The sequence below is a fragment of the Streptomyces sp. NPDC001594 genome, assembly GCF_042893675.1.
In the GTDB taxonomy this organism is placed as follows: domain Bacteria; phylum Actinomycetota; class Actinomycetes; order Streptomycetales; family Streptomycetaceae; genus Streptomyces.
Genome location: NZ_JBIAVB010000010.1, coordinates 19,665 through 33,955, shown reverse-complemented (window position 1 = coordinate 33,955; position 14,291 = coordinate 19,665). Strand labels below are relative to the sequence as shown.

Genomic DNA, 14,291 nt, shown 5'->3' with positions numbered 1-14,291 from the left:
CGCGGCGCCCGCCGGAGCGGCCGGTCACTTGGCGCAGACCGCCTTGTCCGCCTCGACCCGCTGGACCCCCTCCGGGGCCTGCTGCGGTGCCGCCGCTCCGAGCGGAGTGCCGGGCTCCTTGAAATCGGAGCCCAGGGTCAGCTTCATCGGGGTCTTCGGCGCCGCGTCCACCGCGCCCGGCTTCAGGGCCGAGGCCGGCAGGCCCATCATGTCCGCCAGCGCCCGGGCCTGGTCGGCCTGGTTGGGGGCGTACTCCAGCTGCGTGGCCGCCAGCCGCGCCGAGGCGTTGCCGTGGTTGCCCGCCTTGTAGACGCCCTTGCTGTTCTGCAGCCAGGTCAGGGTGGTCGATGCCGATCCCGGGGGGCCGCCGCCGTTGTACACGTCCACCCGGACGTCCCCGGCGGGGGCGCGGTTCCCCTGGAGCAGCGCGTCCTGCTTGTTCTTGGCGTCGGCCTGGGCCGCGTCCTTGGCGGCCTGCTCCTTCTTCTCGACCTCCGTCAGTGACACGTCCTGGCGGATCATCTGCAGGAGCGGGTCCGCCTGGGAGGGGTTCAGGACCACGGTCGCCTTGCGGTTCGCGGGCTCGTTCGGGTTGTCGACCACCGGGAGCGTCGTGAACGTGACGTTCTTGGGGTTGATGTCCTTCAACTCGCCCGCGAGGGCGGTGAGCTTGCCGATCGAGCCCAGTCCCTGGTCCACGGTCAGCGACTTGGTCGCCGCCTCCGCCAGGGAGAAGAACTTCTTCGGACTGGTCAGCGTCTCCTTGGACTTCATCTCGCGCATCATCGAACCCAGGAACTGCTGCTGGGTCTTGATCCGGTCCAGGTCGCTCTCGTTGCCGAAGGAGTGCCGCGTCCGCACGAAGGCCAGCGCCTGCTCGCCCTCCAGCCGGTGCTCGCCCGCCTTCAGGTTCAGCTTCGAATCGCGGTCGTCGACGTCCTTCGCCAGGCAGACGGGCACCCCGCCCACGGCCGTGCTCAGGTTCTTCACCGCGTTGAAGTCGACCATCATGAAGTTGTCGACGTCGATGCCGGTCAGCTGTTTGACCGTGCGCATCGTGCAGCCCGGGTCCCGGCCCTCCTGGCCCAGGCTGTTGTTGAAGCGGGTGCCCCGGGTGCCGGGGATCTCCTTGACCGAGCCGTCGATCTTCGTCGGGCAGGACGGGACGTCGGTGATCAGGTCGCGCGGGATGGACAGCGCGGTCGCGTTGGTGCGGTCCTTGGAGACGTGGAAGAGGATCGTGGTGTCGGCGTGGCCGACGCTTTCCGCGTCCCCGTAGCCCTCGTTGCCCTTGCCGCTGCGCTTGTCCGTACCGATCACCAGGACGTTGATCGGCTGGTCCTTCTTGAAGCCGCCGCCCGCGCCGCCGGTGTCGATGACGTTCAGGTTGTCGTTCAGGTGCTGGTAGTACAGGTACCCGCCGACCCCGCCGCCGACCAGCAGGAAGGCCAGGGTGCCGCCGGTGACCTTGAGCAGCCGCTTGCGGCGGTCCGGGGCGCCGCCGCCCTTGCGGGAGCGGCCGCCGCCGCGCCGCCCGCCGGGCGGGCCCTCACCGCGGCGGGGCTTGGGCACTGCGGGGGAGGGGGCGGCCGGAGCCGGCGCCGCCGTGGACGATCTGCGGGTTCTGCGGGGGGCGGAGACGAGGCGCTGCTGCGCAGCGGAACGGCCCAGTTGCAGTTCGTAGTTGCCAGTGCGGGGATTGAGGACCCACTGGTCAGCGGGGTCGATCTCGTCCGCCCGCCCACGGCTTTGCGCATCCACGGTTGCTCGAATCCTCCGTCGGTGCTTCGCGACGCGCCTCCCCCCAGGCGCGCGGTCAACGATCCGGCTGCTGGTGCACGGCCTCTTCGCAGCCGGTGCACCGGATCGCTCACCTTATCCGGCCAGGTCAGCCGCAAACCATGCCGGTGACAAAACCCACTCCCCCCATAACGGGCCAAAGCGCTCATCCGGCTCGGTTGAGCGGGCGGCTTTTGGATTGCTTTACCGGCAGTCGGCCGTGCCTGCCGTGGTTCCTGTGAAAGCAGGGGCGGGTGTGGGTGCCGAGGAGGTTCCGTTTCCCGTCGGCGAAGGACCGCCCGAACCGTCACCGGAAGCCTCGCCCGAACCGTCACCGGAGGCCTCGCCCGAGCTCTCCGCGGATTCACGGAGATCGCGGAGATCGCGGCGCGCGGACCCCGACGGCTCCGGATCCGGGCTCGGCGACGCCTCGGGCGCGGTCACCGACACCGGCCGGTCCGCCCGCAGCTGCTCGAACAGCCGGGAGGCGTCCGGCTCCACCAGCTCGTCCCGGTTCGGGTCGGCCGCGTACGGGCGACGGGGCACGGTCAGGAACTTGACCTGGTCGGCCGGTATGTCCCGTACGCCCCGTACGAGTTCGTACAACCCCCGCAACGAGGCCAGCGCCGGGTCCGTGGTCACCGACGAGGTCGCCGCGTCCAACACGGGATACAGCTTGGCCGGGTTGAGCAGCACGCCGTTGCTGCTCACCTTCTCCCACAGGGAGCCGAGGAACTGCTGCTGGCGCTCCATCCGTTCCGTGTCACTGCCGTTGCCCAGGCTGTGGCGGGCCCGGACGAACCCCAGCGCCTGCTCCCCGCCCAGCACCTGGCGGCCCGCCGGCAGCCGCAGGTGCGCCTCGGCGTCGTCCATCGGCCGCTTCAGGCAGACCTCCACGCCGCCGACCGCGTCGACCATCTTCTTGAACCCGCCGAAGTCCACCACCATGTGGTGGTCGACCCGGATCCCGGTCATCTTCTCGACCGTACGGATCGTGCACGCGGCCCCGCCCCACTGGAAGGCCCAGTTGAACTGCGCGAACCGGTCCCCGGTGCGCGAGCCGTCCGTCCCCAGGCACTCCGGCACCTGCGCCATCAGGTCCCGGGGGATCGACACCGCCGTCGCACTGCGCCGGTCCGCCGCCAGGTGCAGCAGGATCGTGGTGTCCGAACGCTGCGTACCCCCGTCCTGCCCGTAGCCCGCGTTCGCCGACCCGGCGCGCGAGTCCGAACCGATCAGCAGGATGTTCTGGGCCCCCGAAGCGAAGTGCGCCGGCCGCTCGCGCTCGTAGCGGCGCAGCTCGGCCGCGGCGGAGGTGTCCTCCGTGATGTTCCCGTCGAGCATCGCGTACAGCCACCAGCCCGCCGCCGCCCCCGCGAGCACCAGCAGGACGGCACCGAGCCCGACCCAGCGCAGCAGCCGGCGCCGCCGACGGCCGCGCGGGGGCGTTCCCGCGCCCGCGCCCCCGCCTGCGCCCGCCGCCGTGCCGGCGTCGTCGTCCGGTATGCCCGCGCCGTCCCTCACTCGCGCACCGTCCCCTCGCCACGCCGGCACGGCTCCGCCGCACCGGCTTGGGGGCCGTGCGGGTGAGCACGGCCTGCAGCGATCCTCACCCGTGGGGAGGCGGGCGGCCTGGGGGCGGGGGGCTGTCTAGACCCATGCGGGTGACAAATGGGCCTTGGGGGTGCCGATGGGTGCGGGTGGGTCCCGGTGGGTGCCGATGGGTGCGGGTGGGTGCCGTGGATGCCTGTGGGTGCCTCCGACCGGTCCGGGCCGTCGGATCAGACGGTGTGCGTGACCCGTTCGCTCTCCACCCGCTGCGCCAGCGCCTCCGGCCCCAGCCGGTCCAGGTTGCGGCACAGCACCACCGAGCCGCCCGCGGCCAGCGGCCCGTACAGACCGGCCGACAGCCCCTCCCAGCTGTCGAAGTCCAGCCCCGACAGCACCCGGGCCCCCGCGCCCAGCCCGCGCTTCGCCGCGTCCTCCCGGGCCCGCTCGACCAGCGCCGCGTTCGACAGCTCCGCGCCGCCGACCACCAGCCCCGGCCCGTCCGCGTCCACCGGAACGAACGGGGCGAACCGGTCACCCTGCCCCGGCACCTCCACCGCGTAGTCCGCGAACCCGGCCGGCGGCTGCGGGAACCGCCCGCCCAGCGGCCGCAGCGCCAGCGCGACCCGCTCACCGGAGCAGGCACGGGCCTCCTCCAGCGTGTCGGGCCCGCTCACCACCAGGTCGGCGTCGGCGGGGTCCCCGCCGATCTCGGCCACGACCCCGACGGAGGCGCAGGCGAGCAGCCAGACGGCACTCTGCCAGTGCGCGGGCAGCAGCAGCGCCAGCCGGTCGCCCGGCTCGGCGCCCAGGTCGCCCTGGAGCAGATTGGCGGTCTTGGCCACCCAATTGGCGAAGGTGGCGACGGACAATTCGACCCGCTCGCCCGTGGCGTCGTCGTAGAAGGTGACGAGGGGGCGGCCCGGATCGGCGGCGAGCGCGGATCGCAGCAGGTCGGCAGGGGTGCGGTCAATGGCGTTCACCCGCCCCAGCGTACGCGGGCCCCTCCCCCGTACGGGGGGCGGACGCTCGCCCGTCCAGGGGAGGCCCGCCCGGCGCGCCGTCGGACGGGCCGTCAGTTCTCCGATGGCGCCTCGTGGTGGCTGTGCCCAGCATCGCTTGCATGCGCGGATTCCTTGCTTCCTCGATCGGTGTCGTGACGGCCGCAGCCCTGGCCGTGCCGCTCACGCTCTCCACTCCGGCCCTGGCCGAGGCGGTCCCCGTCGCCCCGGGGACCACCCAGTCACTGCCCCTCGTCCCCCTCGGCCCCTCCACCACCGCCCGGATCCCCGGCGTCCCCGGCATGAGCGCCACCCCGGACCTGGCCGAGACCCGGGGCCTGACCCCGCGCGACGTCAAGACGTTCTCGCTCGTCGGGGTCGTCTGGGACGACGCCGCCGCCGAACTCGGCGGCCGGGTCCAGGTCCGCACCCGCTCCGTCGCCACCGGCGCCTGGTCCGACTGGCAGGACGTGGACACCCACAACGGCGAACACGCCCCCGACCCCGACACCGCCGAACGCGGCACCGGCCGCGCGCGCGGCGCCACCGCCCCCCTGTGGGTCGGCCCGTCCAACGGCGTGGAGGTCCGCGTCGAGGCGGACGACGCCACCGCCACCCGTGCGGCCGCCCGCCCGGGGCGCCTCCCGTCGGGCCTGCGCCTCGAACTCGTCGACCCGGGCGCGGCCGCGCGGCCGCCGGCCGCCCCGGACGACAAGAACGGCGGGCCCCCGTCGTCCGCCCCCGCCGCCCCCGCCGCCCCCGCGGACGACGACAAGCCCGACGCGCCCGCCCTCCCCGAGATGTCCATGGAGGCGGCGGAGTCCTCCTCCGCCAACGTCCCGCACGCCCCGCTCGGCGCACTGGAGGTCAGCGCCCTCGACAAGGCCGACTCCGCCGCCGACGCGGTCCTCGCGAGCGACAGCGAACTCACCGCGGCCGCCCGCCCCTACATCGGCCCCCGCCCGCGGATCGTCACCCGGCGGGGATGGGGCGCAGACGAGTCCCTGCGCGAGCCGGGCTTCGTCTACACCAGCACGGTCAAGGCGGCCTTCGTCCACCACACCGCCTCCGGCAACAACTACGCCTGCAAGGACGCCCCGGCGGTGCTGCGCAGCCTGTACCGGTACCACGTGGTCAGCGAGGGATGGCGGGACTTCGGCTACAACTTCGCCGTCGACAAGTGCGGAACGGTCTACGAGGGCCGGGCGGGCGGAGTCGCCAAGGCGGTCCTCGGCGCCCACACCATGGGGTTCAACGCCGACAGCATGGGCGTCGCGGTGATCGGCACCTACTCGTCCGCGGCCCCGCCGAAGGCGGCGGTCGCCGCGGTCGCCGGCCTCACGGCATGGAAGCTCGGCCTGTTCGGCGCCGACCCCCGGGCCAAGACCACGCTGAGGTCGGGCGGGGGGAACCGCTACAAGAAGGGCACCAACGTCAAGCTGAACGTCATCTCGGGCCACCGCGACGGCTTCGCCACAGAATGCCCGGGCCGCCTCCTGTACAACCAGCTCCCCCCGACCCGCACGGCCTCGGCCAAGCTCCAGGGCCGGTAGCCGCGAAGCGCGGGCCCCGAACGCCGCCGGGGGCGCGGGCCCGGACGCCGTCAGGGGCGCGGGCCCGCCATCTCCCCCTCGAGGGGCCCCGGCCGACCGGTGTCTGCCCACCCGCCTCCCCGGATGCGGGGCGGTGGGTGGGGGACGGTCCCCCGGCGGGCGGTGGCGAGCGGCTGACCGGGACCGGGCGATGGTCGGGGCCCGAGCCGACCGGTCTCAGAGCTGCCTTGGGGCTTTCCCGTCAGTCCCACTGTCCTTCCGGTTCGGGCCGCCCTGTCAAGGGCGCTCCCTCCGGTCGCGTCGCTTCGCGATGTCGCTGCGCTCCACCCTTGACAGCCCGTCCCGCCCCGGAAAGACAAGGACTGCCGGGAAACCCCCAAAAGGACGGCACGGTCCTACCTGAGACATCCGGCTCCCTCAACGATGAGCCGGGGACGCCGGGGGCTGGCAGACCGGGCATCCGGGCCCCATCGATGCCTTTCGGGGCCGCCCTCCGCGCCAGATCGCTACGCGCTCCTCCCGTCTCAGCGTCTGCGGCCCGTCTGGGCTCGCTGCTGTCGCCCAAGACGACGGAATCGGCATCCGGGGCCGACGGGCGCGTCAGATCGCTACGCGCTCCCGTCAGCTCGGCGTCCGGCGGTCGTCGTGGGTCGGTGTGACGGGGGTCAACGGATGGCTGGTGCGCTAGGCAGTGTCCCCGTGCCTGCGAGCGGGCTGCTGGTCGTAGGCGGGGACGACGTTTGCGACTGCGGTGGTGAATTCGCGGCCGGATGCTCCCCGGATGTAGGCGAGTTCCATCCAGCGCTCGTAGGTGAGGCAGTCCGAGACGTTTTCGTTGATGACGGCCATCAGCTCACCCTCGGCGCCGGAGGCGATGTCCCGGACACGGCGGTGGAGGAGGCAGTGGGGGATGTATTCGTATCGCTCAGTCATCGGACGGCTCCTCCAGCGAGGCGATGAAGCGCTCCCAGCCGGACCAGGCGCGGGCGAGGAGCTGGGGGCTGAGTGCAGGCATGTCCTCCAGGCTCGGCAAGGGACTGTCCGGTGAGTGGTTGCTGTCAGAAGGCATGGTCGGGTCCTCCGGATACACGGGGACATGGAGTTGAGTCCCTCGGGCGAGTGGCATGCATGGAGGATCCGGTGACACTGCGTGCAAGTTCGATATCCGAGCGGTAATCTCACTGTGGGATGGCCATCTCGCGCGCAGATGACGGGAGTAGTCGGCCGTGGTCACACCACTCCTCCCGGTCTCCCTGCCCGACTGGGCCTGGGAGGGGGCGGACGTACGTCAGGCGCTTCGTGGGCGCGATATGGGAGCTGTGTTCCGGTACGTGCAGCAGTACGGCGGAGCCAGTCAGGCTCGCATTGCGTCCGCAGTCGGGATGACACAGGCACGGGTGAACGAGATCATCAATCGCCGCCGAGAGGTATCGCGTCTCGACGTGTACGAACGGATCGCCGACGGACTGAACATGCCGGACGACGCCCGGCATCTCCTAGGGCTCGCAGCCGGGCGAGAGCGGCGTTCCGGTGGCGCCGCCTTCGATCTCGCGGCATTCCCCGAAGTGGTCCGGGTCTACTCGGCGCAAGCTTCGGCCAGCGAAGAGATTCAACAACAGGTTCGGACTGCCAAGGAGCTGGACGTTCTTGCTGTGCGCGGCCTCGGCCTCGTCGGCTTGAAGGACTCGATGTTGCGCCCTCACCTCGTCCGGCAGGACGGTGGCCTGCGTGTGCGGGTGCTGCTGCTGGACCCGGAGGCGCCGGCCGTCGCGTTGCGTGCCGCCGAGATCGGCGAGTCGGCGGAATCGCTCGCCAGTGGTGTGCGGCTGGCCGAGGCCAGACTGCGTGAGCTTGCCGAGATCTGCGATATCGAGGTGTACAGGTACGGAATGCTGCCGACATGGCGGTTGATCCGTGCCGATTCCACCATGTTCGTCGGGGCTTTCGACGCGGGCTGGGAAGGGCATGAGTCCGCCACCTACAAGGTGATGCGGACCCCGCACGGACCGTTGTTCAGGGGGTTTCAGCGCATGTTCGAGGCTATCGCCGTGGGTGCGGAACGCACGGTTTGAGAGGGGGAGGGCCAGTGATCGAAGCGGAGTTGAAGGCGCGCGTTCACGCACCGCAAGAGATCCTGCGGCGGCTGGGTGAACGGGCCGACGGCCGGGTCGAGGTGTACCAGGACACCTATTACGACACTGTGGACGGGTCACTCGAGGCGCGGGACGAGGAGCTGCGGGTCCGAACCGTGCACGGTCCCGACGACACCCGCACGGTCCTCACCTACAAGGGGGCCCGCGTCGACCAGGATTCCGGGTCCAAGCCGGAGCACGAGACCCGCGTGGAGGACGCCGAAGCGGTCCACGCCACGCTGCGCGGTCTGGGGTATGTACCGGCCATCGCGTTCGAGAAGAGGTGCAGGAACTACGCGTTCCAGGCCCGAGGCCGACAGATGCTGGCGACCCTGGTCCGCGTCCCCGAACTCGACGGCACCTTCCTCGAACTGGAGGCCCAGGTAGAGGAGAAGGACCTCCCTACGGCCCTCGACGACATCAGGGCCGTCCTGGCCGAACTGGGCATCGCCCAAGACGACCTCACGACCGAGCTGTACACCACGTCCGTTAAGGCCCAGCGCCTGAGCGAACAGAAGGAGGCATGACCGCCAGCGCCTCGGTGTCGGTAGCCGGGGTCGTGGTGGGCGAGGACGGTCGGCTGTTGGCCATCCGCCGAGCTGACAATGGGACCTGGGAGCTGCCCGGCGGGGTTCTGGAGCTGGTGGAAACGCCGGAGGACGGCGTGCGCCGGGAAGTGCAACATCACGGCTGGCGTGGTCGCTCTGGTTTTCCGCTGCAAGGCCTCCGGCGGGACGGAACGGGTCTCCGGTGAGAGCACGGAGGTGCGGTGGCTCACCAGGGAAGAGGGCGTGGACCGGATGTCCGAGGTCTACGCCGTCCGCCTCCTGGACGCACTGGACGGGAACGGTCCCCACGTCCGCAGCCACGACGGACGACAGCTACTCACGAGCTGACGCAGGGTTCGTCATTTGGTGCAGGTACCAGCCCCGGACGGCTGGTAGGCGCCGAGACGAGAGGAGCGCGTAGCGATCTGATGCGCCCACCGGCCCCGGATGACGATTCGGTTGGCCTTGGGTGTGGGCAGCGGCTCCAGACGGTCGTCGGACGCCGAGACGAGAGGAGCGCGTAGCGATCTGGTGCGGACGATGGCCCCGGAGGGCATCGACAGGGGCCGGATGCCCGGCGCGGCGGCCCCCGGCGACCCCGAAGGGTCGCTGAGTCCGCCGCATGTCCAGGGAACATCCGTCCCGTTCCTTTGGGGGTTTCCCGGCAGTCTTCGTTTTTCCGGGGCGGGACGGGCTGTCAAGGGTGGAGCGCAGCGACATCGCGAAGCGACGCGACCGAAGGACGCGGAAGGACGATGAGACTGACGGGAAAGCCCCAACCGATCTCTGAGACCGCTGAGTGTGGTCCGGCAATTCCCGGTACCGCTCGTCCTTCGTGGTCCGCCGAGCCGCCGGACCCGTCCGCCCTGTCACCCCCCGCCGCTACCCTCGAAGGATGGCCGGCCGCTTCGATCCTCCTCCCCTGACCCGTACCGACCTGCGGGCCGGGCGGACGCCTGTGCCCGCGGGGCGCGGGGCGGCCGTCGGTGGCGGGGCCAGGCGGCGGGCATGGAAGCCTGACGGGCCCCTCGACCTGGGGCTGGTCCTCGGGCCCCTCCGCCGGGGTCCCGGTGACCCGACGTTCCGCACCACCCCCGACGGCTCCGTCTGGCGGGCCACCCGGACGCCCGCCGGGCCCGCCACCCTCCGGGTGGCGTCCACCCCGGACGGGGTGGAGGCCGAGGCGTGGGGGCCGGGGGCCGACTGGGTGCTCGACGGGCTGCCCGCGCTGCTCGGGGCCGGGGACGACCCCGGCGCCTTCGTCCCCCGGCACCGGCTCGTGCACGCCAGCCACCGCCGCCGCCCCGGCCTGCGCCTCACCCGCACCGGACTGGTCCTGGAGTCGCTGATCCCGACCGTCCTGGAGCAGAAGGTCACCTCGGACGAGGCCTACCGCTCCTGGCGCCGCCTGGTCAGCCGGCACGGCGAGCCGGCACCCGGTCCCGGCGGGCTGTACGTGATGCCCTCCGCCCGGGCCTGGGCGCTGATCCCCTCCTGGGACTGGCACCGTGCCGGGGTGGACCTGAAGCGGTCCGACACCATCGTGCGGGCCGCCCGGGTGGCGGCCCGGCTGGAGGAGGCCGCCGCGATGGAGCTGCCGCAGGCGGCCGCCCGGCTGGAGGCCGTCCCCGGGATCGGCCCGTGGACCTCCGCCGAGACCCTCCAGCGCAGCAACGGCGCGGCGGACGCCGTCACCACCGGCGACCTGCACCTGCCCGGCATCATCGGCTACGCCCTGACGGGCGACCGGGACGCCGACGACGCGCAGATGCTGGAGCTCCTGGCCCCCTACGCCGGCCAGCGCCACCGCGCGGCCCGCCTGATCCTCCTGGCGGGCCACACCCCGCCCCGCCGCGCGCCCCGCATGTACCGCAGCGACATCAGCCGCATCTGAGAGGTGAGAGGGGGGACCAAGCCCCTACCGCACCTCGACGAAGTCCTCCACCGCCCGCGCCCCCCGCTCCGGCGGTGCCCCGGCCGGGTGGCCCACGGCGACGGCGCCCATCGGCTCCCAGTCCTCCGGCAGCCCCAGCACCTTGCGCACCACGTCCCGGCAGAACATCGTCGAGGACACCCACGCCGAGCCCAGCCGCTCCCCGGCCAGCGCGACCAGGAAGTTCTGGACGCCCGCACCCGTGGCGACGACGAACATCTCCCGCTCGGCCGCGTCCCGCCGGGCGTGCCCGTAGTCGTGGGCGCCGTCCATGACCATGCACGGCACCACCAGCAACGGGGCATTGCGCAGCACGTCCCCGCGCCGGACCCGCTTGGCGATGGACTCCTCGGACTTCCCGTCGGCCCGCAGGTCCGCGATCCACGCGTCGCGCATCGCGTCCAGCAGCTCCCGCCGTGCGTCCGCCGACTCCAGCAGGACGAACCGCCACGGCGTCGTGTGGTGCGGTGCCGGGGCCGTCAGGGCCGCCGCCACGGCGCGCCGTACCGCGCCCGGGTCGACCGGTTCGCCGGTGAAGGAGCGGACGGTGCGGCGCTGGGTGACGGCTTCCCGTACGGCCTCCGACGTGCCCAGCCGGAACATGTCGTCGGCCGGGGGACGCACCAGGTCGCGGGCCGACGAGGCGCCGCCCACGACGTGTCCCAGCCCCCGGACGAGGGCCACCGGCAGTCCGGCGGCCTTGCCCTTGACGAGGTCGCCGGCGGCGGCGAGTTCGTCCGCCGTGGCCACTATCGTCGCGCTCAGCGGGTTGCCCCGGTCGTCGGTGCCGCCGCGCAGGTCGTCCAGGACCCGTACCCCGGCCGCGCCGATGGCGACGTCGGTGAGCCCGGCGCGCCAGGGCCGGCCGAAGGTGTCGGTGACGACCACGCCCACGTCGACGGAGAGCAGCGTCCGCAGCCCGTCCCGGAGGGCGGCCGCCGAGGCGTCGGGGTCCTCGGGCAGCAGCAGGACGGTGCCGGGTTCGGTGTTGGAGGCGTCGACGCCGGCCGCCGCCATGACCAGCCCCTGCCGGTTCTCGACGATCCGCAGGGTGCCCCGGCGCGCGACGACCCGTACGGTCTCGGCGTCGATGGCCTCCTCGCGGGAGTCCGCCCGTACGATCCGCCCCTCCGCCTTCGAGACGATCTTCGAGGTGACCAGCAGGACGTCGCCGTCGCGCAGGTCGGGCGCCGCGTCGGCGATCAGCCGGGCCAGGTCGTCGCCGGGCCGGACCTCGGGGATCCCGGGGAGGGCGCGCACCTCGTACGAGGGTGTGCTCACCGGGCCTGCCCGGCGAGTTCCAGCGCCGCGCGGGCCATGGCGGCGGTGGCGTCGGTGTCGGTCATCATCAGCGGCACGGCCCGGCAGGCGATCCCGGCGGCGGTGACCGCCTCGACGGCGTCGGCGTCCGAGGTGTCCACGAGCCAGCCGTCCAGGAGTCCGGACCCGTAGTGCAGGGCGACGGCGGAGGCCGTGGACTCGACGCCGACGGCGGCGAGGACCTTGTCGGCCATGCCGCGCACGGGGGATCCGCCGACGATGGGGGAGAGGCCGACGACGGGGGCCGCGGCCTCGGCCACGGCCTCGCGGATGCCGGGGACGGCGAGGATGGTGCCGATGGAGACGACGGGGTTGGACGGCGGGAAGAGGATGACGTCGGCGGCGGCGATGGCCTCCAGCACGCCGGGGGCGGGCTTGGCCTGCTCGGCGCCGACGGGGACGACGGCCTCGGCGTCGAGGGAGGCGCGCAGCTTGACCCAATACTCCTGGAAGTGGATGACGCGGCGTTCGCCGGTCTCGGGGTCGTTGACGGCGACGTGCGTCTCGACGCGGTCGTCGGACATGGGCAGCAGGCGGACGCCGGGCTGCCAGCGGTCGCAGAGGGCCTCGGTGACGGCGCTGAGCGGGTAGCCGGCGTCGATCATCTGGGTGCGGACGATGTGGGTGGCGAAGTCGCGGTCGCCGAGGCCGAACCAGGAGGGTCCGACCCCGTACGCCGCGAGTTCTTCCTTGACGGTGAAGGACTCGTCGGTGCGGCCCCAGCCCTGGTCCTCGTTGATGCCACCGCCGAGGGTGTACATCACGGTGTCCAGGTCGGGGCAGACCTTCAGCCCGAACAGGTGAATGTCGTCACCGGTGTTGCCGATGACGGTGATCTCCGCGTCGGGGACCGCCGACAGCAGTCCGCGGAGGAAACGGGCGCCGCCGATACCGCCGGCCAGAACAACAATGCGCATGCATCGAAGTGTGTCAGGCGGGTACGTGCTCCGCGTGGGCCGGGGAGCAGTGGTGCATCGGCATCTCGGTCAGGCCGGGGAAGTAGACGTGGAGGCTGACGGCTCCTTCGAGGGTGTCGTTGACGACCTCGTGGGCGTAGCCGGGGGCGAAGACGCGCTGGGCGCCGGCGCGGTGGGTGAGGCGGCCGCGGGGGGTGTGCTCGGTGAGCTCGCCGTCGAGGACGGTCAGTACGCCGGAGGAGGCGCCGTGGTCGTGGAGGCCGCTGCCCTGCCCGGGGACCCAGCTGAGCAGCCAGACCTCGTAGCCGATGGGGGCGCCCCCTGCTCGAGCGGAGTCGAGAGCTTGGGGGACCGTGCGCAGGCGGTGGTACCAGCGGGTGGTGGCGTCGTAGCGGACCAGGTGCTCCCAGCTCGCGCGGTCCTCGGCGATGGAGCGGGCGAGGCCGGCGAACTCGGCGACGGTGGCCGGGTGTTCGCGGGCGGGCTGGAGGAGGTGCTGGACGGCCAGGATGTCGCCGGCGATCTGCAGGTCGCTCTCGACGACGGCGGGAGCGGGGGCCTCGGTGCGGGCGGGGGTGACGGCGGCGGTGACGGCGGGGGCGGCGACGGTGGAAGCGGGGGCGCTGTTCATCGTGGGGGTGTCCTCGACGTGTGTCAGTCGTGCGGGGCGGTTGCTGTGGGGGATGGCTGGAGCTCAGGGGAGCCGGGGCTCCGGGGGCATCAACAGCTGCAACAGCAACAGCGAACCTGGGCAGCGCACAGGAACCCACGAATGGGGGTCCGGGTGGTGGCTGCGGGCGCTGACATGAGGACAAGGAGACCGGGCCGAGGGCCTGACTGTCAACCCAATGTCCGGTTTAGTCGGAAAGTTTCACCTCATCCGGTTACTGTCCGCGGAGAAAGGTTTGTGCAGTCCTGGCCAGGGCATGTGCCGGTCCACGCAGACCCGCGGGCCCCGCTCTCAAACCTGCCGACGCCAAGTCGTGACCGGAATGTGATCCGCGCCGCATCTTCGGCCGGATTGCAACCCCTCCACGGAGTGACGCGTCGCCCAGGAGGGAGGGCGCCACCCGCGGGACGCCAGTGCCTTCTGTCACGATTTTTGGCGATATGAACACTTTCTGTATAGGCTTGGTTCCGCAGAGTGAATAAGGGGCCCAATAGCAGATCTCGGCTTGACTGGGCAGAAGACACACACTTGTAATTTCACTCGTGTCGTTACCCGGCGATCGGTAACGGCAACACCACGGGGACGCACAGACAGAGCGAGGGGCGCACATGACCGAGCTGTTTCAGGAACTGCTGGTCGAGGAGGCGGACGAGGAGCTCGGATGGCAGGAGCGCGCACTGTGCGCCCAGACCGACCCCGAGTCCTTCTTTCCCGAGAAGGGCGGCTCCACCCGCGAAGCCAAGAAGGTCTGCCTCGCCTGCGAGGTCCGGTCCGAATGCCTTGAGTACGCCCTCGCCAACGACGAGCGATTCGGCATCTGGGGCGGCCTCAGCGAAAGAGAGCGCCGCCGCCTGAAGAAGGCAGCGGTCTGACCCGCCGCACAGCCCGCG

The 14,291-nt window shown here is 72.0% G+C and carries 12 protein-coding genes and 1 pseudogene; 6 read left to right on the top strand and 7 right to left on the bottom strand.

The window, feature by feature from the left end; all coding sequences use genetic code 11:
• Positions 1-24: 24 nt before the first annotated feature.
• The 3 genes from ACFY0O_RS20495 to ACFY0O_RS20485 form a co-directional block, all read right to left on the bottom strand.
• Complete coding sequence (locus ACFY0O_RS20495) at positions 25-1,761, bottom strand: LCP family protein (RefSeq protein ID WP_388948309.1); 1,737 nt, start codon at positions 1,759-1,761, stop codon at positions 25-27.
• A 222-nt stretch (positions 1,762-1,983) separates the two neighbouring features.
• A complete protein-coding gene (locus tag ACFY0O_RS20490; RefSeq protein WP_388948307.1) occupies positions 1,984-3,303 on the bottom strand; it encodes an LCP family protein in 1,320 nt (439 codons plus the stop codon).
• A gap of 257 nt (positions 3,304-3,560) precedes the next feature.
• Positions 3,561-4,310, bottom strand: coding sequence for a TIGR03089 family protein (locus tag ACFY0O_RS20485; protein WP_388948305.1), 750 nt, complete (start codon positions 4,308-4,310; stop codon positions 3,561-3,563).
• Positions 4,311-4,450: 140 nt separating this feature from the next.
• Between ACFY0O_RS20485 and ACFY0O_RS20480 the strand changes: the two genes are divergently transcribed.
• Entirely contained in the window at positions 4,451-5,881 is a 1,431-nt protein-coding gene (locus ACFY0O_RS20480) for a peptidoglycan recognition protein (protein ID WP_388948302.1), read from the top strand.
• Positions 5,882-6,565: 684 nt separating this feature from the next.
• Here the strand turns inward: ACFY0O_RS20480 and ACFY0O_RS20475 are convergent.
• Positions 6,566-6,814 (bottom strand): hypothetical protein, encoded by a 249-nt coding sequence (locus tag ACFY0O_RS20475; protein WP_388948300.1) that lies wholly within the window; start codon positions 6,812-6,814, stop codon positions 6,566-6,568.
• Positions 6,815-7,107: 293 nt separating this feature from the next.
• Here ACFY0O_RS20475 and ACFY0O_RS20470 point away from each other — a divergent pair, with 293 nt between their 5' ends.
• The 4 genes and pseudogenes from ACFY0O_RS20470 (at position 7,108) to ACFY0O_RS20455 (ending at position 10,455) form a co-directional block, all read left to right on the top strand.
• Complete coding sequence (locus ACFY0O_RS20470; protein ID WP_388948297.1) at positions 7,108-7,953, top strand: helix-turn-helix domain-containing protein; 846 nt, start codon at positions 7,108-7,110, stop codon at positions 7,951-7,953.
• A 14-nt stretch (positions 7,954-7,967) separates the two neighbouring features.
• Positions 7,968-8,540, top strand: a complete 573-nt coding sequence (gene cyaB / locus ACFY0O_RS20465; protein WP_388948294.1) for a class IV adenylate cyclase — start codon at positions 7,968-7,970, stop codon at positions 8,538-8,540.
• Positions 8,537-8,909, top strand: a pseudogene (locus tag ACFY0O_RS20460) (NUDIX domain-containing protein). Before cyaB ends, ACFY0O_RS20460 begins: the two are co-directional and overlap by 4 nt.
• 547 nt (positions 8,910-9,456) lie before the next feature.
• A complete protein-coding gene (locus tag ACFY0O_RS20455; protein ID WP_388948291.1) occupies positions 9,457-10,455 on the top strand; it encodes a DNA-3-methyladenine glycosylase family protein in 999 nt (332 codons plus the stop codon).
• Positions 10,456-10,479: 24 nt separating this feature from the next.
• Here the strand turns inward: ACFY0O_RS20455 and ACFY0O_RS20450 are convergent, their stop codons facing one another.
• The 3 genes from ACFY0O_RS20450 to ACFY0O_RS20440 are packed head-to-tail and all read right to left on the bottom strand — an operon-like array spanning position 10,480 to position 13,362.
• Complete coding sequence (locus ACFY0O_RS20450; protein ID WP_388948290.1) at positions 10,480-11,775, bottom strand: coenzyme F420-0:L-glutamate ligase; 1,296 nt, start codon at positions 11,773-11,775, stop codon at positions 10,480-10,482.
• A complete protein-coding gene (cofD, locus tag ACFY0O_RS20445) occupies positions 11,772-12,731 on the bottom strand; it encodes a 2-phospho-L-lactate transferase (protein WP_388948288.1) in 960 nt (319 codons plus the stop codon). The genes ACFY0O_RS20450 and cofD overlap by 4 nt, the downstream gene beginning before the upstream one ends.
• A gap of 13 nt (positions 12,732-12,744) precedes the next feature.
• Positions 12,745-13,362 carry a cysteine dioxygenase gene (locus ACFY0O_RS20440; protein WP_388948285.1) on the bottom strand — a complete coding sequence of 206 codons (618 nt, stop codon included), beginning with the start codon at positions 13,360-13,362 and terminating at the stop codon, positions 12,745-12,747.
• A 647-nt stretch (positions 13,363-14,009) separates the two neighbouring features.
• Between ACFY0O_RS20440 and ACFY0O_RS20435 the strand changes: the two genes are divergently transcribed.
• Complete coding sequence (locus ACFY0O_RS20435; RefSeq protein ID WP_003983763.1) at positions 14,010-14,273, top strand: WhiB family transcriptional regulator; 264 nt, start codon at positions 14,010-14,012, stop codon at positions 14,271-14,273.
• Positions 14,274-14,291: the final 18 nt, after the last annotated feature.

Excerpts from the sequence above, each read along its gene's own strand:
- ACFY0O_RS20480 (WP_388948302.1), top strand. The coding sequence starts at position 4,451 with ATGCGCGGATTCCTTGCTTCCTCGATCGGTGTCGTGACGGCCGCAGCC.
- cofD (WP_388948288.1), bottom strand. The coding sequence starts at position 12,731 with ATGCGCATTGTTGTTCTGGCCGGCGGTATCGGCGGCGCCCGTTTCCTC.
- ACFY0O_RS20435 (WP_003983763.1), top strand. The coding sequence starts at position 14,010 with ATGACCGAGCTGTTTCAGGAACTGCTGGTCGAGGAGGCGGACGAGGAG.
- ACFY0O_RS20440 (WP_388948285.1), bottom strand. The coding sequence starts at position 13,362 with ATGAACAGCGCCCCCGCTTCCACCGTCGCCGCCCCCGCCGTCACCGCC.
- ACFY0O_RS20455 (WP_388948291.1), top strand. The coding sequence starts at position 9,457 with ATGGCCGGCCGCTTCGATCCTCCTCCCCTGACCCGTACCGACCTGCGG.
- ACFY0O_RS20475 (WP_388948300.1), bottom strand. The coding sequence starts at position 6,814 with ATGACTGAGCGATACGAATACATCCCCCACTGCCTCCTCCACCGCCGT.